A 21,230-nucleotide genomic window follows, 5' to 3' on the forward strand; every position below is an offset into this window, starting at 1 on the left:
CGAATTTGATCCTGAACCTGTGGACAAGTTACCGTGAGGACAGAAGTTATCCCCAGCCCAACCCAAAAAGGGCGGAGATCGCTCCGGTATTTGCACACACAGCGGTGGATAAATCTGTGAATAATCATCAGCGGCATCCGTGCCTCACCCGATGCGAGTTCTCCGAGGACGGCTCTCGCTCCCGTCGGGGTGATGGTATCCACACGACATGAAGACGGGGAACGATGGCAGACGGCGAAGAGTCCATTTCTGTGGCATGGCAGAGTGTGCTCGACAAGCTCGAGACCGATGACCGCATCACCCCGCAGCTGCACGGATTCCTCAGTCTGGTCGAACCCAAGGGCATCATGGCCGGCACCTTCTATCTGGAGGTGCCGAACGAGTTCACGCGCGGGATGATCGAGCAGCGCAGCCGGGTCCCCCTCCTCAATGCGATCGGTACACTCGACAACACTCTCGCCGTCACGACTTTCGCGATCGTCGTCAACCCGGAGATCCAGCAGGAATCGCTCTCCACGGTCGGGGAACCCGAGCCAACGCCGGCGCCCTATCTGGACGTAGCGACCTTCACCGTCGCACCACCGGCCGAGATCACCGCGCCACCCCGCAATGGAGACACCCGTCTCAACTCCAAATACAGCTTCGACAACTTCGTCATCGGGCAGTCGAACCGCTTCGCCCACGCCGCTGCCGTGGCCGTAGCGGAGGCGCCGGCGAAGGCGTATAACCCACTGTTCATCTACGGAGACTCGGGCCTCGGCAAAACCCACCTCCTCCACGCGATCGGTCACTACGCGATGAGCCTTTACCCAGGAATCCGCGTCCGGTATGTGTCGAGTGAGGAGTTCACAAACGACTTCATCAACTCGATCGCCAACAACCGGGGATCGTCTTTTCAGGCTCGATACCGCAACATCGACATCTTGCTGATCGATGACATCCAGTTCCTGCAACGGGCGGTAGAGACGCAGGAAGCGTTCTTCCACACTTTCAACACACTGCACGATCACAACAAGCAGGTCGTGATCACGAGTGATCTGCCCCCGAAGCACCTGACGGGGTTCGAGGACAGGATGCGGTCTCGATTCGAGTGGGGGCTGATCACCGATGTCCAGGTTCCAGACCTCGAGACGCGCATCGCGATCCTGCGGAAAAAGGCCCAGAGCGAGAAGATCCAGGTTCCGGACGACATCCTGGAGTTCATGGCCTCGAAGATCTCAAGCAACATCCGGGAGCTGGAGGGGACGCTCATCCGCGTCACCGCGTTCGCGAGCCTGAACCGGACGCCCGTCGACATGCCTCTCGTGCAGACGGTCCTCAAGGACCTGATCACGCTCGACGACGACAATGTGATCGCACCGACCGACATCATCACCAACACTGCGGAGTACTTCAAGCTCACCGTGGACGATCTGTACGGTTCCAGCCGTTCGCAGGCGGTCGCGACGGCGCGGCAGATCGCGATGTATCTGTGCCGCGAGCTGACCAACCTGTCGCTTCCCAAGATCGGTCAGCTCTTCGGGGGACGGGACCACACAACGGTGATGTACGCGAACAAGAAGATCAGCGAACTCATGAAAGAGCGGCGCTCGATCTACAACCAAGTGACCGAACTCACCAGCCGGATCAAGCAGAACCACCGCTAAGAGAACCAGTAACTGCGCCGCGGCCGACACACTGGTGAGCCGGGTCGATTTATCCACAGATCCATCCACAGAGTGGGGACAGCTCGTTATTAACATCTGTGGATAACTTGTGGAGAAGTTCCGGAAAGTCGTCGGATTAATGGGGACGGATTCGGGGGAGCTGTGAGGAGAGTGTCTCGGGGACTCGGGGGTCGCCGCAGTGTGAACAGGCGGATTCCCCAGCCCATCCACACCTCACATCCTTGTTGTTCCCTGTGCTGGCCTGGGATCTCGGCAGTTATCCACAGTTTCCACAGCGGTTAAGAACATTAATCGTTAACCCTTCTCTTAGGGCAAGGCGATAACCTCAAGGCCCGAGAGAATCACAATGCTCTGGCCTGAGCCCAGGGGCTAGGATTTGTGTCGTTCGTATCCGCTTCGCCAGCAGGGAGAGTTTGTGAAGTTCCAAGCCAACCGGGATGTGTTCAGCGAAGCTGTGTCCTTCGCTGTGAAACTTCTCCCGCAGCGCACGACTTTGCCCATCCTCAGCGGAGTGCTCATCGAGACCACGGAGAACGGACTCCAGCTCTCATCCTTCGACTATGAAGTCTCAGCCCAGACTAAGATCGCGGCCGAAGTCGAAGAAACGGGTCGAGTCCTGGTCTCGGGTCGGCTGCTCGCGGAGATCGCGGCCAAGCTCCCGAATGCGCCCGTACAGTTCTCGACAGAAGAGTCGAAGATCATCGTGAAGGCCGGTTCGGCGAATTTCACGCTGCTTTCCATGCCTGTGGAGGAATACCCGAGCATTCCAGACGTCAGCGGCGAGGCAGGACTCGTGCCAGCAGAAGAATTCGCCGAGGCGGTCGCCCAAGTCGGCGTAGCCGCGTCCCGGGATGACGTGACACCGGTGATCACCGGTGTCCAGCTCGAAGTGGGCGACAACACCCTTGGGCTTGTCGCGACCGACCGCTACCGTGTGGCTGTGCGGGAGATCGACTGGGACAACGGCACAACTTTAGGGGAAACCAAGACCGCACTGGTTCCGGCACGGACGCTCACCGAGATCGGCAAGACGCTCGGGCATTCGGGCACCGTCTCGATTGCGATCACCAATCGCGACGATCGCGAACTCATCGCGTTCACGGATGACAGGAAGACGGTCACATCGCTCCTGATCAAGGGCAATTTCCCTCCGGTCCGCCGGCTCTTCCCCGACCAGGTCGAGAACCACGCGGTGATGAACACCGCCGAGCTGATCGAAGCCACTCGGCGTGTCTCATTGGTTCTCGAACGGGAAGCTGCGCTCCGCTACACCTTCACCGCTGACGGACTCACACTGGAGGCGATTGGTTCCGAACAGGCCCAGGCGTCCGAGAGCATCGACGCTCTTCTCACAGGGCAGGAGACGGTGGTTTCGCTGAAGCCGCAGTTCTTGCTCGACGGTCTTGGCGCCGTGCATTCGGAGTTCGTACGCATCTCCTTCACCAAGACCGAGAACCCCAATAAGCCGGGTCCGGTTCTCATCACGAGCCAGACCTCGAAAGACCAAGCAGGGGCAGACTCTTACAAGTATTTACTCCAGCCCAACCTGCTCCTGCGATAAGACCTGGCTCAGCATCCACGAGAGAAGAAAGACAATCATGCACATCGGTCTCATCGGTCTCGGACGCATGGGCAACAACATGAGAGACCGCCTGGAGAAGAAAGGTATTGAGGTCACCGGCTTCGACACAAACCCGGCGGTTTCCGATGTCCCTACACTGGCTGATATGGTCGCCGCACTGCCCGCGCCCCGCACGGTGTGGGTGATGGTTCCGGCCGGGCAGATCACCGATTCCGTCATCGCTGATCTCGAGCCTCTGCTGGAGAAAGGCGATCTCGTCATCGACGGCGGGAACTCGAAGTTCACCGAAGACTTCGCACACGCCGCGCTGCTGGCGCCGAAGGGCGTGGATTTCATGGATGCCGGGGTCTCGGGCGGGATCTGGGGGCTGGAGAACGGCTATGGTCTAATGGTCGGCGGTTCCAAAGAACAGGTCGAGCGCGTCATGCCGGTTTTCGATGCTCTGCGTCCGGAGGGTCCGCGCGATGAGGGATTCGTCCACGTCGGGGAGGTCGGTGCGGGCCACTACGCCAAGATGGTTCACAACGGGATCGAGTATGCACTCATGCAGGCGTACGCCGAGGGATACGAACTGCTCGACACTCGCAAGGACATTATCAAGGACGTCACCGGCACGTTCAAGGCATGGCAGAGTGGCACGGTCGTGCGCTCCTGGCTCCTCGACCTTCTGGTCCGCGCTCTCGAGGAGGACCCGGAGTTCGAGCACATCGAGGGTTTCGTGCAGGATTCGTTCGAAGGTCGCTGGACCATCGAAGAGGCTCTGAACAACGCTGTGCCCGTTCCCACGATCAGCGCGTCGATCTTCGCCCGGTTCGTCTCGCGCCAGGAGTACTCGCCCGCGATGAAGGCCGTCGCCGCGCTACGCAACCAGTTCGGCGGGCACGCTGTGAAGGCTGTGGACTAACCCTCCTTGCGAGTTACGCACCTCTCTCTGACCGACTTCCGCAACTATGGCACTGCGGAGGTACACTTCGAGGCCGGTGCGAATCTGTTCGTCGGCCGCAATGGCCAGGGAAAGACCAACCTGGTCGAGTCACTCGGTTACCTGAGCGCTCTCGGATCGCATCGGGTGTCGAGCGACCAAGCCATGATCCGCCAAGGGGCCGAGTTGGCTGTCGTCCGGGCGCGCATCCAGCACGAAGCGCGGGAGCTTCTGGTCGAGGTGCAGCTGAACCGCGGAGCGGCCAATCGTGCTCAGGTCAATCGGGCCGCGATCAAGCCGCGGGAGCTTCCGCGGTACTTTTCGAGCGTGTTGTTCGCGCCGGAGGATCTGGCCCTCGTCCGTGGGGAACCCGGTGTCCGCCGGCGCTTTCTGGACCAGCTCCTCATCCAGCGGAATCCCCGTTTGTCAGCGGTGATCGCCGAATACGAACGGGTGCTGAAACAGCGGAACACTCTGCTGAAGTCGGCGCGCGCGTCCCGTTTCCGGGAAGATCAGCTGGGTACCCTCGACATCTGGGACGATCGGCTCCTGACACTCGGAGCTGAACTCATCAATGCACGACTCGATCTTATGGCTCGACTGAGCAATCCTCTTGTCGCGGCGTATCGGTCCGTCGCCGGAGACGATCATCACCCCCGGCTGCTACCCCAGCTGACTATCAGCGGCGCACACGTCGAAGACGAGGATGACGATTCGGTCGCCGACATGACCTCCGCATTTGGTGACACGACCGATGTGTTCCGTCAGGCTCTCGCCGGTGTGCGCTGGAAAGAACTCGAGCGCGGTCTCACACTGGTCGGGCCGCACCGCGACGATGTGCTCTTCGAGCTGAACGGACTCCCGGCCAAGGGCTATGCGAGTCATGGTGAGTCCTGGTCGTTCGCTCTCGCGCTCAAACTGGCGTCGGCTGAGCTTCTCCGCCGGGAGTCGGTGACAGGGGATCCCGTGCTCATCTTGGACGATGTGTTCGCCGAGCTCGATTGGGCCCGTCGCCGGATGCTCGCAACCACCGTTGCCGGTTACGAGCAGGTGCTCATCACGGCGGCCGTGTACGAGGATGTGCCGGCCGAGCTCGCTGCCCACACCATCCGCATCGAGGCGGGTGCCATCGTGGAGCCGTCGTGAGCGAGGCTTCCAGCGTCTACCTCCGGATGAAAGCGCTTTTCACCGGAACCGTCTCACGCTCACGCCGCAGGCGGGAGGCCGAAGCGGACTCCGGAGCGCCCAAGCCGTTCGGCGCTGGCCGGGACCCGCGCGGTCTCGGGGACGTTGTGGACTCGCTCGCCTCGCAGATGGGCTGGACAAGCGCGCTCGCCAAATCCGACCTCATGGCAGGCTGGGTGGAGCTCGCCGGCGAGGAGAACGCCAAGCACTCGTATCCAGAGGGGATCACCGATGGCGTCCTCATCGTCCGCTGCGAGACGACGGCCTGGGCGACACAGCTCGGGACGCTGCGCATCGAACTCCTGAGGAAGGCCGCAGAGCGCTTCCCCGACGCGGATATCCAGACGATCCATCTTCGTGGACCCCACGCCCCCTCATGGAATCACGGCTCCAGGTCGATTCCAGGGCGCGGTCCGCGCGACACTTACGGCTGAATGCACAAAAGAAGTCGTCCGCGCGAAGAAAACCCGTCAGACGGGCGATTTCGGGAACTTCCATCCGACATGCTTGGTAGAATGGACAGTCACTGTTGAGTGCGGTCAGGAGCCTAATTTCATATGACGATGGAACCGAACAGGGCCGAGGCGGAACACGACTACGGCGCGAATGAGATCCAGGTCCTCGAAGGTCTCGAAGCCGTCCGCAAGCGACCCGGTATGTACATCGGTTCCACCGGTCCCCGCGGTCTTCACCATCTGGTCTACGAGATCGTCGACAACTCCGTCGATGAGGCTCTTGCCGGATACGCCGACAACATCGAGGTGATGATCCTGCCGGATGGCTCGGTCCGTGTCTTCGACAATGGGCGCGGAATCCCGGTGGACGAGCACCCGGTGCAGAAGAAGTCGACCGTGGAAGTCGTGCTCACCATCCTGCACGCCGGAGGAAAGTTCGGCGGTGGCGGCTACGCCGTCTCCGGCGGGCTCCACGGCGTCGGCAGCTCAGTGGTGAACGCGCTGTCGACGCGGCTGGACGTCGAGGTCCGCCGGCAGGGACACGTCTGGCGGCAGAGCTACCGCAATGGTGTTCCGCAGGCGCCGCTCGAACAGGGGGAGGAGACGGAAGCGACCGGCACGACCATCGTCTTCTGGCCGAGCCCTGAGACATTCGAGACTGTCGAGTTCGACTACGACACGCTCCGCACCCGCTTTCAGCAGATGGCGTTCCTCAACAAAGGCCTCCGTATCGCGATCGCCGATCAGCGCCCGGTGAGTGCTGAGGGCGAGGCAGACGAGGAATCCGAACCGCGAGGCGAGGTGTTCCTTTACGAGAAGGGCCTGACCGACTACGTTCACTACCTCAACGCGGCGAAGAAGGCGGAGGTCGTGCATGACGAGATCATCTCGTTCGAGTTGGAGGACACCGATCGCAAGATCGCTCTCGAAGTCGCGATGCAGTGGACGACGAGCTACAACGAGTCCGTTTTCACCTACGCGAACACGATCAACACCCACGAGGGCGGCACACACGAAGAAGGCTTCCGCGCCGCGCTGACCTCACTCGTGAACCGTTATGCCCGCGAGAAGAACATCCTCAAAGACAAAGATGACAACCTCTCCGGCGACGATGTGCGCGAGGGCTTGACCGCGGTCATCTCGGTGAAACTCTCCGAACCGCAGTTCGAGGGGCAGACCAAGACCAAGCTCGGGAACACCGAGGCGAAGGCTTTCGTGCAGAAAGTGGCCGGCGATCAGCTCGCCGACTGGTTCGACCGCAACCCGAACCAGGCCAAAGAGATCATCCGCAAGGCGCTCCAGGCTGCGACCGCGCGCATCGCCGCTCGCAAGGCCCGCGAGACCGCCCGGCGCAAAGGTCTGCTGGAAAGCGGCGGGATGCCGGGCAAGCTCAAGGATTGTCAGTCCAAGGACCCGACACTTTCGGAGATCTTCATCGTCGAGGGCGATTCGGCCGGCGGTTCCGCTGTGCAGGGAAGAAACCCGGAGACGCAGGCCATTCTCCCGCTCCGTGGCAAGATCCTGAATGTGGAGAAGGCCCGCCTCGACCGCGCGCTCGCGAACAACGAAGTACAGGCGATGATCACTGCCTTCGGCGCCGGCATCGGTGAGGACTTCGACCCGGAGAAGGCGCGCTATCACAAGATCGTGCTGATGGCCGATGCCGACGTGGACGGCCAGCACATCACGACCCTGCTGCTCACGCTGCTCTTCCGCTACATGCGGCCGCTCATCGAACTCGGCTATGTGTATCTCGCCCAGCCGCCGCTCTACCGCCTCAAATGGTCGAACGCCGATGACGAGTACGTCTACTCCGATCGCGATCGCGACGCCTTCCTGGCGGAGGGGCTCGCCGCAGGGAAGCGCATCCCGAAGGACAACGGCGTGCAACGATACAAAGGTCTGGGTGAGATGGACTACAAGGAGCTCTGGGAGACCACCATGAACCCGGAGACCCGCACACTGCTCCAGGTGACGCTCGACGACGCGGCCGCGGTCGACGAGATCTTCACCACGCTGATGGGCGAGGATGTCGAGTCCCGCCGTTCGTTCATCCAGAAGAACGCGAAGGATGTGCGGTTCCTTGACATCTGACCAATCAGCATCTGATGAGACGGGACTCGCGGGAGGCGACATCGTGACCGACGAAGAGAACGCCGGCGCCGTTTTCGGCATCCACGGCAAGATCGACCAGGTCGACCTGCAATCGGAGATGCAGCGCTCGTACCTCGACTACGCCATGAGCGTCATCATCGGTCGCGCGCTGCCGGAGGTCCGAGACGGACTGAAGCCGGTGCATCGCCGCGTGATCTATGCGATGTTCGACGGCGGGTATCGGCCCGACAAGGCATTCTCGAAGTGCGCGCGCGTCGTGGGCGATGTAATGGGGCAGTTCCACCCGCACGGCGACTCCGCGATCTATGACGCCCTCGTGCGCCTCGTGCAGCCGTGGAGCCTCCGCTATCCGCTCGCACTCGGCCAGGGCAACTTCGGCTCACCGGGCAACGACGGCGCGGCCGCCCCTCGATACACCGAGACCAAGATGGCCCCACTCGCTCTCGAGATGGTCAGGGACATCGACGAGGACACCGTCGATTTCCAGGACAACTACGACGGTCGCACACAAGAGCCTTCGGTGCTCCCCAGCCGCTTCCCGAACCTGCTGGTCAACGGCTCGGTCGGCATCGCGGTCGGCATGGCCACCAACATCCCGCCGCACAACCTCCGCGAGGTTGCCCAGGGCGCGCTCTGGCACCTGGCCCACCCGGAAGCCTCCCGCGAGGAGCTCCTGGAGGAGCTGATCAAGCGGATCAAGGGACCGGATTTCCCGACCGGCGCGCAGATCCTCGGCGTCAAGGGCATCCAAGACACCTACCGCACCGGCCGCGGCTCCATCACCATCCGGGCCGTCGTGAGCATCGAGGAGATTCAGGGCCGGGTGTGCCTGGTCGTCACGGAACTCCCTTACCAGGTCAACCCCGACAACCTCGCGATCAAGATCGCCGAGCTCGTGAAAGACGGCCGTGTCGGCGGAATCGCGGACATCCGCGACGAGACCTCCGGCCGCACTGGTCAGCGCCTGGTCATTGTGCTCAAACGGGACGCCGTGGCCAAGGTCGTGCTGAACAACCTGTACAAGCACACCCAGCTGCAGGAGAATTTCGGCGCGAACATGCTGGCGATCGTGGACAACGTTCCACGTACGCTCGCGCTCGACGGCTTCATCACGGCATGGGTCGACCACCAGATCGAGGTCATCGTCCGCCGCACCCGCTTCCGGCTGCGCAAGGCGGAAGAGCGGGCGCACATCCTGCGGGGTTACCTCAAGGCGCTCGATGCGCTGGACGAAGTGATCGCGCTCATCCGCCGGTCGGCGACCGTGGACGAAGCGCGCGAAGGACTGAAGTCGCTGCTGGAGGTGGACGACATCCAGGCCGACGCGATCCTGGCGATGCAGTTGCGCCGCCTTGCCGCGCTCGAACGCCAGAAGATCATCGATGAGCACGACGAGATCGAGCGTCAGATCACCGAGTTCAAGGCGATTTTGGCGGATTCTGCCCGTCAGCGCTCCATCGTCAGCGAGGAGCTGACCGAGATCGTCGACCGCTTCGGCGACGACCGCCGCACCGAGATCATGCTCGGCTTCGACGGCGACATGAGCCTCGAAGATCTGATCCCCGAAGAGGAGATGGTGATCACCGTCACCCGCGGCGGGTACATCAAGCGCACGCGGAGCGACAACTACCGCTCCCAGCACCGTGGGGGGAAAGGCGTCAAAGGCGCGCAGCTGCGCGGTGAGGATGTGGTCGACCACTTCTTCGTCACCACAACCCACCACTGGCTCCTCTTCTTCACAAAAAAGGGCCGTGTCTACCGCGCGAAAGCGTACGAAGTCCAGGAGGCCGGCCGCGACGCGAAGGGTCAGCACGTCGCCAACCTGCTCGCGTTGCAACCGGATGAGGAGATCGCAGAGATCCTCGACATCCGCGATTACGAGGTTGCCCAGTATCTCGTGCTCGCCACCCGCGATGGGCTGATCAAGAAGACTGCTCTCCGCGAGTACGACACGAACCGCTCCGGTGGCATCATTGCAATCAAGCTGCGCGACGAGGACGAACTCGTCTCTGCACTGCTAGTGGAAGAGGACTCGGATCTTCTGCTTGTCTCCCGCAAGGGTATGTCGATCCGGTTCACCGCGACCGATGAGGCGATGCGACCGATGGGGCGCTCGACTTCCGGTGTGATCGGGATGCACTTCCGCGGCGATGACAGTCTGCTGGATGCGTCGGTCGTCTCGGACGAGGGCTACGTCTTCGTGGTCACCGAGGGCGGCTATGCCAAGCGCACCGCCGCCGACCAATACCGCCTTCAGAACCGCGGCGGACTCGGCATCAAGGTGGCCAAGCTGAGCGATGACCGGGGAGACCTGGTGGGCGCCCTCATCGTGGAGGAAGACGACGAGGTCCTTGTGGTTCTTGCCAGTGGCAAAGTGGTACGCTCTGCCGTGGCCGAGGTGCCTGCCAAGGGCCGCGACACAATGGGTGTCGTCTTTGCGCGTTTCGCTGAGACCGACAAGATCATCGCTTTGGCGAAAAACACCGAACGCAACCTCGATTCCCAGGAAACTGATGCAGACTCGTCTGCCGAAACTGAAACGGTCACTGGGGAGGACGCTGGTGACGGCGGGAAGGAAGAAACCGTAGATGAGCAGTAGCGTCGCCGAGAAACTCGCGAAAAAGTCGTCCCGACGACCCGCATCCGCCAAGCAGGTCCGGCTCAAACTCGTTTACATCGATTTCTGGTCGACCGTGAAGCTCTCGTTCCTCGCCGGGATCTGCCTGGCGATCATCGCCATCGTCGGGACCTTCCTCATCTGGATCGTGCTCGACCGTACGGGGATCTTCGACCAGGTCAACAGCCTGGTGAAGGACATCTCCGGTGCGGGCGGCGGAGACCTGCGCTCCGTTCTCGGTCTGGGGCAGATGATGGGCTTTGCATTCGTCGTGGCTATCCTGGACGTCGTCGTGCTCACAGCCCTCGGCGCCGTGTTCGCCCTCCTCTACAACCTGTCGGTGAAGATCACCGGCGGGCTCCTCGTGGGCTTCACCAACAACTGATCGGTGCGATTTCGTGCCGTCGGGCAGTTCGGGTATTCTCTTATCTGTTGCCCATTCGGGGATATAGCTCAGGCGGTTAGAGCGCTTCGCTGATAACGAAGAGGTCCGAGGTTCAAGTCCTCGTATCCCCACCATTCACCATTCCCGGGGCCTTAGCTCAGTTGGTAGAGCGCCTGCTTTGCAAGCAGGATGTCAGGAGTTCGAATCTCCTAGGCTCCACACATGTTCTCTTTCGGGCGCGCATGATGTGTCGCGCTTCTTCTCCCCGCCTCGAATCGTGTCAGCGATCCTGGGGAATGGCTCGGATAGAGCCGGGTTTCGATAGACCCCCTGGATAGACTCAAGCCATGACCACCGTCTCAACGCTTTCAGCTGAGACAGTGGTTCCGCTCCGGTCGGTCGATCTGTTCTCCGGCGCGGGGGGCTTGGCCTATGGGCTGACGAGCAGAGGCTTCGATGTGTGCCTGGGTTCTGATGTCTGGAAGCCTGCGGCTGAGACGTATCGGGCGAATTTTCCGGGTCACACCTTCGCAGAGGTGGATGTGCGCGACCTCTCGTCCGCAGACTTGATTGCTGCCAGCGGTGGTGCCCAACCCGATCTCGTCGCAGGTGGACCACCCTGCCAGGGCTTCTCTTCGGCAGGATCACGCTCTATGGACGACGAGTGCAATACGCTAGACGGTATTCACGGTTGGCCGCTGAGGTTCGCCCGCCCGCTATCGTCTTTGATAATGTCGAAGGATTCCTCACAGCTTCGGAAGGCAAATACGTAGTCGATCTGCTCATTGAGGCAGGCTATGTCGTACGCCTTGAGAAGCTCAATGTGGCTAACTTCGGCGTTCCTCAGCTGCGTAAGCGCGTGATCGTCATCGCTGCCCTCGGGCGCGTTCCACAACAAATGCTCCCGACGAACAGCGCGTTAGGCGCTCCCGGTGTCTGGAGGGTGGGTCATGGTCTCCCTCCCACTGTGACCGCTGCGGAAGCTCTTGCCAAGGTCTCGGTGAGTCGGGGTGATCCCTTGTCGGTCGCCTGAGAGCCCGGTGAGCTTGAGCTGGCTCGAATTCGTGCCCTTGGTCAGGGTAAAACCATGCGCGATCTTCCCGAACATCTGCAGCATCGGAGCTGGGCGGCGTGAGCAAACCGTCGTGTTCGCGATGGGACGCCAACGGAGCGTCGTGGTGGCGCGCCCATCGGTCTGCGCCGATTGCGAGCCGATGAGCTCTCCAAGGCGATCACAGGCGCTGCAACGCGAGAGTTCGTCCATCCCTCAAGAGATCGGACACTTACGCTTCGTGAAGCGGCGCTTCAGAATTTCCCCGATGCGTTCGCATTCATCGGTACAAAAGCCGATGTGGCCACGATGATCGGCAATGCGATCCCTCCGAAGTTCGCTGTGGAACTGGCCTCAGCAGTGCAGGCGACATTGGCACAGCCTTTGGATTCCCTGGATCCTGGAATCATCGATTTTCGAAGCACAAATGCTGAAGCGATGAGCCCGGCACTCAGCAGCGTCGTCAAAATGGTTGAGCAGCGTTACAGGGTGGCAAAGTCCGCACTCGCACTCTTTTAGGACAGAATCATGGCTTTGACAACGGCACAATCAGCCGCATACACCAAGCTGCGTCAGACGTCATCGTCGGGGCAAGCGGTTTCCCTGTCGGATGACGCTGTTCGAGGGTTGATTTTTATCGCTGCGTCCGAACTTGGGCTTGAGGGTGTGATTGACATCCCTCGTGCGGGGGTGCTGAACTTATACGATCCAGAGTTCACGGCGGACTTCGCATTGGACGGTGAAGACCCACGGGAGCTCTTCGAGCGAATCATTCGCGCAAACCCTGAAGCTGAAACTTTCATCGCCTGCGCGGCCGCTATCCACAAGGCACGCTTAAAATATCAGCGTGTTCTGTCCAGTCAGCCGCTCGCTTCGATGGATCAAGTCGCCCCGAGAGTCCTGCTTCAGTACCGTCAGATGACATCGCACTCGTTGGCGACCTTGCTCGTGTGGCGAAAATGTCTTTATGACTTAGATAACAGAGCTGCGCAAGAAACGGGATACCTCTTCGAGCCAGTGATTGCAGGAGCAATTGGCGGTGTCCCCTATTCTGCAGCGAAGAGTCCAGTGCGACGGGCATCCGGTAAGGGAGGGCGCCAGGTCGACTGCCTCAAAGAGCAACGCGCATACGAGATCAAATTGCGAATGACGATCGCGGCGAGCGTCCAGGGCCGCTGGGGCGAAGAACTGCTATTCCCCTCCGAAGTGAAAAGGTCGGGATATGTTCCGGTCTTTATCGTTCTTGATCCCACTCCGAATACAAAGCTCAACGAATTGGTCCGTGCTTTCGAGTCCAGTGGTGGCGAAGCCTATCTTGGCGATGAAGCGTGGAACCATCTCAAGGCCGAGGCAGGGCCAGAGATGGCCGTCTTCTTGGAGAGGTATATACGCGAGCCACTCGATGACATCTATCGCGCACTCGATGAAGGTGACCCTCTGCCTCCTCTGTCGCTTGCAGACAAGGGAGATGACATCGATATTGCGGTGGGTCAGTCCATCATCACGATTCGCAGAGATAAAGCCGAGGTTGTGTCTGAAGGTCTCGACGCCATTCCGGATGAAGGCGCGACTTCCTTCCCGGGGTCGAGTGAGAGACCGCCAGATGACATTCCTGAGCATCGTGTTGCGGTTCCTGGTGGATCCTTATTTGAGCAGCCGGGAGAGTACGCGATCCGCCAGCGGTTTGCCGCTGGTCTGACAGGTCGGGCAGTACTGGAGCGTGGAGTCTGCGAAAATCACCTCGCGGACGGTGTCTCCGCAGATGGGACAGGGGCGGCCCGTTCGCCCGTGGACGCGGAGGCCAGACTTCTTCTCGCTCTTGAGTTCCGAGGCGGCGAGGCCATCGGCGCGGGTGAGCGCCTCCCGGAGCGTCGATTGGACGGCGGTGTAGAGCCGGTCGAGTTCATCATCGGTCAGAGCGGCGGGCTTGAAGGGGGACATCTTCGCAACATGGAGGATTTCGTCGGAGTAGGCGTTGCCGATTCCGGCGATGAGGCCCTGGTTGCGGAGGACGCCTTTGATCTGGGCACGACCCTGTCCGGCGAGAATGGCGGCGAAAACGTCCCGGGTGAATGCGGGGTCGAGTGGATCGGGGCCGAGCCGGGCGACGCCGGGGACCTCGGCGGGATCGCGGACCACGGAGATGGACAGGCTTTTCCTGGTTCCGGCCTCTGTGATGTCGAGTCCGCTCCCGTCCTCCAGCACCAGGCGGGCCGCCAGCGGTCCCTTCGACGGCCAACCGGTGGGTGCTGGCGGCGGACCCTGACACCAGCCGATCCAGCCCGCGCGGGCGAGGTGAATGATGAGATGCAGTTCGCCCGCCGCGATGTCGAGAAACTTGCCGTGACGTGAGACGCTGGTGATCGTGGCATTGTGAAGAGCATCGGGTGAGGGATCGAATGTCTTCAGCGCGGCGAACGCGACGACACTCAGCCGATCTATCACATGCCCGCTCAGCCGTTTCTCAAGGTCGGCGGCGAGGGCTGTGACTTCCGGCAGTTCGGGCACGTCCCCATCCTGTCTCCATTCGCAGACATCTGGCAGTAGTGTGACCAGAGTGGATATCAGGATCGCTGCCTATGGTGTCATCGTGGACGGGGACCGCGTTCTGCTCGCCCACTGGAACGAGCGCGGCCGATCGGGGTGGACGCTCCCCGGTGGCGGAATCGAGCCGGGTGAGGACCCGGTGGACGCTGTGGTGCGCGAGATCGCAGAGGAGACCGGTTTCGAGGCCGAAGCAGGGGAACTCCTCGGCCTCGACTCCAAGGTCATCCCGGCTGAGGCGCGGTTCCAACTGCGTGCAGTACCCCTCCACGTGCTCCGGATCGTCTACCGGGCCAAAGTGGTCGGCGGCACCCTGACCAACGAAGTCGGCGGCTCCACCGATGAAGCGGCATGGTTTCCGCTCGACGGGATACCGAGCCACCGCGTTGACCTTGTCGACACTGTTCTCAGCATGGCCGGGCTGACCAGCGGATAGCCGCGCAACGCCCGTCCGCCGGCCGGGTCCACTTCAGGTTGCTCAGAGCTCTCCCCTCCTGATCACCCTCACAGCAACCACAGCACCGGAACGACAGTTCATGCCATGACAGCGAGGCGAGGTTCTTCTGCGGGATGACGATCCACATCGCCAGACATCCCGGAGACGCCTCATTCGGCCCGAGACCTTCGTGGACGTTCGCTTTACTCGGAGACGGGCGGTGTCGTGGGCTCCTCGTCGGAGACCCAGAGTTCGTCGTCGGCACGGAAGGTCTGCCAGACCGCGTAGAGGAGTCCGGCCGCAGTGATCACACCGAGGCCGATCGCGATGACACCACCGGCGCCGGGGCCTGATCTCTGCTTCGCGACCGAAGCACGGCGGGTGAGCTCCCTGCCGGCTCTTCTGACGTCTCCGGTGAAAGCGGCCGAGCGGGCCGCTCGGGCGTGGTCCACGACCGAGAGCGCCGTGCCGACCGCGGTGCCGACCGCGGGGATGACATCGCCCACGATGCGGTCACGGGCGATTCCGATGTAGCGGTTGGCGCTCGCGCGGGCAGACTCCGCCGCGGGACGCAGGTAGCTGTCGTAGCAGTCACGGACGCGCGGCGCGATCTCCTCGCGGGTGTAGTGAGCGGCCTGCCTTTTTGCCTCGCTGGCGAGAGCGTTCGCGCTCGAAAGGACCTCTTGCTGACGACCCCACAGCTCCTCGGCGCTTCTGCGCAATCGCTTGAGCTCCTTCTTGCGCTTCCGTGTCAGGCTCATCCTGGACCTCCATTGCGTCGGTGGCGAACTGACTCCATCTTGCCATCGAAAGCCCTGGGGATGGTCCGAGAGACCCGGACCGGACCCTGGTCCTCCACAGGCTCTGTGTAAGAATTGGTGCCATGTCTAAGCACACTGCTGTCGCCACGCTCTACACTAACTACGGAGACATCAAGGTCAACCTCTTCGGCAACCACGTTCCAAAGACGGTCAGGAACTTCGCGGGGCTGGCGACCGGTGAGATCGAGTGGACGCACCCGGCCACGGGCGAGAAGACGAACACTCCGCTCTACGACGGCGTGATCTTCCACCGCATCATCCCCGGCTTCATGATCCAGGGCGGCGACCCGATCGGACAGGGCATCGGCGGCCCGGGCTACCAGTTCGACGACGAGATCAACCCGGAGCTCGACTTCGCCCAGCCGTACATGCTCGCCATGGCCAACGCAGGAAGCCCGGGCGGACGCGGCACCAACGGTTCGCAGTTCTTCATCACGGTCGGTCCGACGACGTGGCTGCAGGGCAAGCACTCCATCTTCGGCGAGGTCGCGGACGACGCTTCGCGCAAGGTTGTGGACAAGCTCGCCGAGGTCCCGACCGATGCCGGCGACCGCCCGCTCGATGACGTCGTCATCGAATCGGTCGAAATCGAGCAGGTCTGAGAGCGGAGAGGCGGAGCTGAACGATGTCTCAGCCCGTCGGTGCGCCGATGAGCACCTGCTACCGGCATCCCGGTCGTGTGAGCTATGTGCTCTGCCAGCGGTGCGAGCGGACGATCTGCGGGGAGTGCCAGACACCGGCCGCCGTCGGCGTCGTGTGCCCCGAGTGCATGGCCCAGCAGCGCTCCACAGCACCGCGCACGAAACCGGCCTGGCTCACCCGGGTGACCGCGCCGGGCGCACCGGTCGTCACCTACGCGATCATCGCCGTCTGCGTGGTGGTTTTTCTCTTGCAGAATGCGCCGATCGTCGGCGGGCGGATCGAGAGCGCACTGATCTATGCGGGCGGGTACTCCCACCCGACCGGTTCGCTGTCGCCGCTGATCGCGTTCGAGCCGTGGCGGATGCTGACGTCGCTCTTCGCACACGCGAGCCTCATTCACTTGGCGCTGAATATGTACACGCTGTGGGTCTTCGGTATCGCCCTCGAGCCGATGCTCGGCCGGCTGCGCTACGCCGCGCTCTTCCTCATCGCCGGTTTCGCTGGTTCGCTGGCTGTGCTGCTGATCACTCCTCCCGGTCAGGGGGTGCTCGGCGCCTCTGGTGCGATCTTCGGGATGTTCGGGGCGTTCTTCATCATTCAGCGGCGGCTGGGGGGTAACGCGACGCAGATTCTTACCCTGGTCGCCATCAACCTGGCGATCGGCTTCATCCCCGGTCTCAACATCTCTTGGCAGGCGCATATCGGCGGATTCATCGGCGGCCTGCTGCTCGGCCTGATCTACGTCGAGACGTCGAAGCCGAGCCGTCGGCGGTGGCAGCTGTCGCTCACCGCTCTGCTCTGCGCCCTGCTCATCGCGGTGAGCCTGCTGCATTTCTTCTAGCGAGCGGGTTCCCACAAAGGTGGATAAGTTATCCACAGTCTTATTAACAGTGGGGATAATTACACGGTTGTAACTCTCCATAGGCTTATTAACACTGGGGAGAACGAGTACACCTGGCTCTTAACAGTGTGGATGAGCACTGTGAATAACTGGCTGGAACCGGTGAGGGCCCGGCCGATCTGCGAGATCGACCGAGCCCTCACCGGCAGCGGAGGCGGCTAGCGCCACCGAGTGGTCATGAGGAACCCGATGAAGGCGATTCCGAAACCGACGAGGATGTTCCACGGCCCCAGCGCGGGAACCGGGTACTGGTTCTGGCTCATGTAGAAGACGATGATCCAGACCAGGCCGAGCAGCATGAAGCCGAACATGACGGGCTTGAACCAGACCGGGTTGGGCGCTTCTTCGCCGGAGGCCAGCGAACTGCGCTCGGGACGGGTGGAGCGGTCGGGCTTTGTCTTCGACTTGCTGCGTGCCATAGCACATCAGTGTAGCGGTACCGGTCTTAGGGTTTGCTAGTCCGATCGGTTGCTGTTCCCGGGGAATACCCGGCTTCCAAACCCCCGGGCGTCATAGAATTTGCTATATGACAACTCCGACCGAGCCCGAACCCGAGCTGCGGCGGCCGCGCGGCGGCCGCGCGAGCAGAAGGTCGATGTCGGAGAGGACTCCCCTGGCCCCTCGAATCACGTTCCTCGGGGTCGTGGGCGAGATGCTGATCACGGCTGGCGTTCTCGTGGGGCTCTTCCTCGGCTGGCAGCTCTGGTTCAACAATCTGGTCATGGCGGGCCAGCAGACGTCGGCAGCGGCCAAACAGAGCCAGCAATGGGTCAACGATGCGCTCACGACCCCGGCGCCTACCCCGGCGCCGTCGGAGGACGGAACCATCACCCCCCCTGTGATGGCACAGCCGGCGGACTACGAGACGTTCGCGGTGATCTACATCCAGAGGCTCGGTGCCGACTGGAAGCGGAGCATCCGCCAGACCGTCGACGTGCAGAGAGTGCTCAACAGCTACACGGCCGGCGTTGGGCACTACGCGGACACGCAAATGCCGGGCCAGGTCGGAAACTTCGCCGTCGCCGGGCACGACTCCGGATGGGGAAACACCTTCATCGATCTGTCGAAGCTGCACATTGGCGACCGGATCTACGTGCAGACGAAAGACGGCTGGTACACGTACGTGTTCCGCAATTTCGAGTATGTGCAGCCGTCTGCCATCCAGGTCATCGCTGCGGTTCCGCGGCATCCCGAGGTGGAGCCGGTGGAGCGCCTGATGACCATCACGACCTGCAACCCGCCCTTCCACTCGGGGGAACGGTTGATCGCATACAACGTGTTCGAGAGGTTCGCTCCCGCTCAAGACATTCCGGCTGAGATCGCGGCAGCGGTGAACGGAGGCTGAAAAAATGTATGGAGCTCTCTGGCGCATCCTGCCGGGGCCGATCTGGCTGCGTGTTCTGGTTCTGCTCGTCCTGGTGGCGGCGGCGCTTTTCTGCCTTGTGATCTGGGTCTTCCCCTGGGTGGATTCGCTTCTGGGCCCTCAGGAAGGTACCGTGGGGTCGTGACTCGTGTTCTCGTCATCGACAACTACGACAGCTTCGTTTACACGCTGAATGGCTACCTGCTTGAGCTCGGGGCCGAGACGGATGTCGTCCGGAATGATGACATCCCTGTGGAAGAGCTCACGGCCCGGCTAGCCGAGTACGACGCTGTGCTGGTCTCACCAGGCCCGGGCAAGCCCGTGGACGCTGGTGTGTCCATTCCGGCTGTGACAGCAGCCTTCGAGAGCGGGCAGCCGCTGCTCGGCGTCTGCCTCGGACACCAGGCCATCGCGGAGGCCTTCGGCGGCGGCGTCACCAACGCAGAAGAGTTGATGCACGGCAAGACCTCGCTGGTCGAGCACGACAGCAGCACTCTCTTCGACGGGGTCCCCCAGCCCTTCACAGCGACGCGCTACCACTCTCTGGCGGTCGTGGAGGGCACTCTTCCGGAGGAGCTCGTTGTCACGGCGCGCACGCTGGGCGGTGTCATCATGGCCTTGCAGCATCGGGACGTGGCGATCTACGGGGTGCAGTTCCACCCGGAGTCGGTGCTCACCGAGGGCGGCTACCGCATGCTGGGCAATTGGCTAGAGGTGGCCGGAATCACTGGTGCGGCCGAGACAGCGCGTTCGCTCAACCCGCGCGTCAAGCACAGCTGACGACACAGCACTTTGTCCTGAGCCCTCCGCTCAGCTTCCGGTGCAGTAGGTCAGTTCGACCGTGGTGCCCTGAGGAACGTCGCCAGGAGTCACGGACTGGGTGCGCACCATCGGCGCGCCCTTGTCCTGCGGGCAACTGGGGTCGGCCTTCGGTTGCGCTGTGAGCCCCAGCTGCTGCAAGACGCCTGTCGCTGCTGATATCGACTGACCGGTGAGATCGGTCAGGGTCACTTTGCCGCTGGAGACCCTGAGTGCGATGGAGTCACCCTCGTGCGCGGAGCCGCCCGCGGCCGGAGTGGACGACAGGACGATGTTCGCTCCGATCGTTGCTGAGCTCTCGGTCGTCGTCGGACCGAGAGCGAGCCCGGCCGCTTCGAGGGCGGCTTTCGCAGCATCCACCGTCATGTTGTGAACATCGGGCACGGTGACCGTCTTCTTGCCGGAGGAAACGAAGAGATTGATGGTGTCGCCGGTGGCGACGACGATGCCGGGGGCGGGATCTGTGCGCATGATCTGGCCCTCGGGATAGATGGAACTCGTCTCGGTCGTCTGTGTCCACTTCAACCGGAGGCCCTCGAGCTGCTTGGTGGCGGCGTCGATCGTCTGGCCGGTGAGGCTCGGCACCTCGCGTGAGGTCTCGGGCATGGTCACGCTCGGTGCGAGGCGGAGCACCCACGCGAGCACCGCGACGATGACCACTGCCATGACCGCGACGCCCGCCCAGATCCAGATGACCGGGGGACGGCGCTGCGTCCTGGTGATCGTCTGGTCCTCCGCCAGCTGGCGGAATGCCGCCTCCGGGCCGGAGACCTCGCTCGGCGGGGCGCCGAACAGCGTCTTGGAGAATTTTTCGGCCCCTTTTCGGCGCGGGACACGGCCGGCGGCGGCCTCTTCGAGGTGGGTGCGGAACTCCGCGACTGTCTGGAAACGCTCGAAGCGATCTTTGGCGAGGGAGTGTGCCACCACGTCATCCATCGCCGGTGACACCTTGGGATTGATCGTGCTGGGGGCGACGGCGGTCTCGCTCACATGCTGGTAAGCGACCGCCACCGGGGTATCGCCGCGGAACGGCGGTCGACCGGTCAGCATCTCGAACAGGACGACACCGGTCGAGTAGAGGTCGGTGCGTGCGTCCACGGACTCGCCCTTGGCTTGCTCGGGCGAGAAATAGCTCGCGGTTCCGAGCACGGCGGTCGTCTGGGCGACTGTCGCGGAGGAGTCGCTGATCGCGCGGGCAATGCCGAAGTCCATGACTTTGACCTGCCCGGACTTGGTGATCATCACGTTGCCGGGCTTGATGTCGCGGTGTACCACGCCGGCGCGATGCGAGTACTCGAGGGCCGTGAGAATGCCATCGGTGATCCGAACAGTCTCCTCGGTCTCGAGCGTGCCGGCCTTGATGAGGTCTTTCAGGAGCACGCCGTCGACGTACTCCATGACCATGAAGGGCAGTTGCGCTTCGTGGCCGTCGGTCTCGCGGACGGTCTCCTCGCCGGCGTCGAAGACCCGGACGATCGTCGGGTGCGCCATGCGCGCCGCTGCCTGGGCCTCCTGCCGGAACCGTGTGCGGAACGACGGGTCGGTTGCCAGCGACGGCTTGAGGAGCTTGATGGCCACCGTGCGGCCGAGGCGGGTGTCCGTCCCCCGGTGGACGTCCGACATTCCACCACGCCCGATGAGTTCGCCCACCTGATATCGGCCTGCGAGCAGGCGGCCATCTATGCTCAAGACGAACTCCTTCCGGCGGTGGCTCCGGCTAGTTTA

General features: G+C 62.4%; 21 protein-coding genes and 2 tRNA genes. 19 read left to right on the plus strand and 4 right to left on the minus strand.

Going from position 1 to position 21,230, the window contains the following annotated elements; genetic code table 11:
* Window positions 1-224 precede the first annotated feature (224 nt).
* The 13 genes from dnaA (at window position 225) to LXX_RS13060 (ending at window position 12,498) form a co-directional block, all read left to right on the plus strand.
* On the plus strand, window positions 225-1,646 hold the full coding sequence (dnaA, locus tag LXX_RS00005) for a chromosomal replication initiator protein DnaA (RefSeq protein WP_011185114.1): 1,422 nt from the start codon (window positions 225-227) through the stop codon (window positions 1,644-1,646).
* A gap of 436 nt (window positions 1,647-2,082) precedes the next feature.
* Window positions 2,083-3,228 carry a DNA polymerase III subunit beta gene (gene dnaN / locus LXX_RS00010; RefSeq protein WP_011185115.1) on the plus strand — a complete coding sequence of 382 codons (1,146 nt, stop codon included), beginning with the start codon at window positions 2,083-2,085 and terminating at the stop codon, window positions 3,226-3,228.
* A gap of 37 nt (window positions 3,229-3,265) precedes the next feature.
* A complete protein-coding gene (gene gnd, locus LXX_RS00015; RefSeq protein ID WP_011185116.1) occupies window positions 3,266-4,153 on the plus strand; it encodes a phosphogluconate dehydrogenase (NAD(+)-dependent, decarboxylating) in 888 nt (295 codons plus the stop codon).
* 6 nt (window positions 4,154-4,159) lie between these two features.
* On the plus strand, window positions 4,160-5,317 hold the full coding sequence (gene recF / locus LXX_RS00020; RefSeq protein ID WP_011185117.1) for a DNA replication/repair protein RecF: 1,158 nt from the start codon (window positions 4,160-4,162) through the stop codon (window positions 5,315-5,317).
* Window positions 5,314-5,790: a DUF721 domain-containing protein gene (locus LXX_RS00025; protein ID WP_011185118.1), complete on the plus strand. Its 477-nt coding sequence runs from the start codon at window positions 5,314-5,316 to the stop codon at window positions 5,788-5,790. Before recF ends, LXX_RS00025 begins: the two co-directional genes overlap by 4 nt.
* A gap of 123 nt (window positions 5,791-5,913) precedes the next feature.
* Window positions 5,914-7,905 (plus strand): DNA topoisomerase (ATP-hydrolyzing) subunit B, encoded by a 1,992-nt coding sequence (gene gyrB / locus LXX_RS00030; protein WP_011185119.1) that lies wholly within the window; start codon window positions 5,914-5,916, stop codon window positions 7,903-7,905.
* 43 nt (window positions 7,906-7,948) lie between these two features.
* The gene (gyrA, locus tag LXX_RS00035; protein WP_011185120.1) at window positions 7,949-10,525 is read left to right on the plus strand and encodes a DNA gyrase subunit A; all 2,577 of its coding nucleotides are present in this window, start codon (window positions 7,949-7,951) and stop codon (window positions 10,523-10,525) included.
* Entirely contained in the window at window positions 10,515-10,928 is a 414-nt protein-coding gene (locus LXX_RS00040; RefSeq protein WP_011185121.1) for a DUF3566 domain-containing protein, read from the plus strand. The genes gyrA and LXX_RS00040 overlap by 11 nt, the downstream gene beginning before the upstream one ends.
* Before the next feature lie 57 nt (window positions 10,929-10,985).
* Window positions 10,986-11,062 (plus strand) — tRNA-Ile (locus tag LXX_RS00045).
* 12 nt (window positions 11,063-11,074) lie between these two features.
* A tRNA-Ala gene (locus tag LXX_RS00050) sits at window positions 11,075-11,147 on the plus strand.
* Between the two features lie 128 nt (window positions 11,148-11,275).
* Window positions 11,276-11,701: a DNA cytosine methyltransferase gene (locus tag LXX_RS16395; RefSeq protein ID WP_081423021.1), complete on the plus strand. Its 426-nt coding sequence runs from the start codon at window positions 11,276-11,278 to the stop codon at window positions 11,699-11,701.
* The gene (locus LXX_RS16020) at window positions 11,620-11,961 is read left to right on the plus strand and encodes a DNA cytosine methyltransferase (protein WP_176714827.1); all 342 of its coding nucleotides are present in this window, start codon (window positions 11,620-11,622) and stop codon (window positions 11,959-11,961) included. The genes LXX_RS16395 and LXX_RS16020 overlap by 82 nt, the downstream gene beginning before the upstream one ends.
* A gap of 171 nt (window positions 11,962-12,132) precedes the next feature.
* Window positions 12,133-12,498 carry a DNA cytosine methyltransferase gene (locus LXX_RS13060; RefSeq protein ID WP_176714828.1) on the plus strand — a complete coding sequence of 122 codons (366 nt, stop codon included), beginning with the start codon at window positions 12,133-12,135 and terminating at the stop codon, window positions 12,496-12,498.
* Between the two features lie 1,125 nt (window positions 12,499-13,623).
* On the opposite strand, the gene LXX_RS00070 is transcribed toward LXX_RS13060, so the two are convergent.
* Window positions 13,624-14,487, minus strand: a complete 864-nt coding sequence (locus LXX_RS00070) for an Fpg/Nei family DNA glycosylase (RefSeq protein ID WP_011185122.1) — start codon at window positions 14,485-14,487, stop codon at window positions 13,624-13,626.
* 49 nt (window positions 14,488-14,536) lie between these two features.
* On the opposite strand from LXX_RS00070, the gene LXX_RS00075 reads away from it, so the two are divergent.
* Entirely contained in the window at window positions 14,537-14,959 is a 423-nt protein-coding gene (locus LXX_RS00075) for an NUDIX hydrolase (RefSeq protein WP_176714829.1), read from the plus strand.
* A gap of 203 nt (window positions 14,960-15,162) precedes the next feature.
* On the opposite strand, the gene LXX_RS00080 is transcribed toward LXX_RS00075, so the two are convergent.
* On the minus strand, window positions 15,163-15,720 hold the full coding sequence (locus LXX_RS00080) for a hypothetical protein (protein ID WP_041766772.1): 558 nt from the start codon (window positions 15,718-15,720) through the stop codon (window positions 15,163-15,165).
* Between the two features lie 122 nt (window positions 15,721-15,842).
* On the opposite strand from LXX_RS00080, the gene LXX_RS00085 reads away from it, so the two are divergent.
* Together LXX_RS00085 and LXX_RS00090 are read left to right on the plus strand one after the other, a co-directional pair.
* A complete protein-coding gene (locus LXX_RS00085; protein ID WP_011185125.1) occupies window positions 15,843-16,382 on the plus strand; it encodes a peptidylprolyl isomerase in 540 nt (179 codons plus the stop codon).
* Window positions 16,383-16,405: 23 nt separating this feature from the next.
* Complete coding sequence (locus tag LXX_RS00090; protein WP_011185126.1) at window positions 16,406-17,263, plus strand: rhomboid family intramembrane serine protease; 858 nt, start codon at window positions 16,406-16,408, stop codon at window positions 17,261-17,263.
* 218 nt (window positions 17,264-17,481) lie between these two features.
* Here the strand turns inward: LXX_RS00090 and LXX_RS00095 are convergent, their stop codons facing one another.
* Complete coding sequence (locus LXX_RS00095) at window positions 17,482-17,742, minus strand: cell division protein CrgA (RefSeq protein ID WP_011185127.1); 261 nt, start codon at window positions 17,740-17,742, stop codon at window positions 17,482-17,484.
* A gap of 107 nt (window positions 17,743-17,849) precedes the next feature.
* On the opposite strand from LXX_RS00095, the gene LXX_RS00100 reads away from it, so the two are divergent.
* Genes LXX_RS00100 through LXX_RS00110 form a run of 3 tightly spaced genes read left to right on the plus strand, consistent with a single transcriptional unit; the run spans window position 17,850 to window position 19,466 of the window.
* Entirely contained in the window at window positions 17,850-18,668 is an 819-nt protein-coding gene (locus LXX_RS00100; RefSeq protein WP_223227668.1) for a class E sortase, read from the plus strand.
* Window positions 18,669-18,672: 4 nt separating this feature from the next.
* On the plus strand, window positions 18,673-18,831 hold the full coding sequence (locus LXX_RS14685; RefSeq protein WP_041766776.1) for a hypothetical protein: 159 nt from the start codon (window positions 18,673-18,675) through the stop codon (window positions 18,829-18,831).
* Window positions 18,828-19,466 (plus strand): anthranilate synthase component II, encoded by a 639-nt coding sequence (locus LXX_RS00110; protein WP_011185129.1) that lies wholly within the window; start codon window positions 18,828-18,830, stop codon window positions 19,464-19,466. Before LXX_RS14685 ends, LXX_RS00110 begins: the two co-directional genes overlap by 4 nt.
* A 30-nt stretch (window positions 19,467-19,496) precedes the next feature.
* Here LXX_RS00110 and pknB read toward each other — a convergent pair whose 3' ends face one another.
* Window positions 19,497-21,194 carry a Stk1 family PASTA domain-containing Ser/Thr kinase gene (gene pknB / locus LXX_RS00115; protein ID WP_011185130.1) on the minus strand — a complete coding sequence of 566 codons (1,698 nt, stop codon included), beginning with the start codon at window positions 21,192-21,194 and terminating at the stop codon, window positions 19,497-19,499.
* Window positions 21,195-21,230: the final 36 nt, after the last annotated feature.

Origin of the sequence: Leifsonia xyli subsp. xyli str. CTCB07, from assembly GCF_000007665.1 — a bacterium.
GTDB classification, from domain to species: Bacteria; Actinomycetota; Actinomycetes; order Actinomycetales; family Microbacteriaceae; genus Leifsonia; species Leifsonia xyli_C.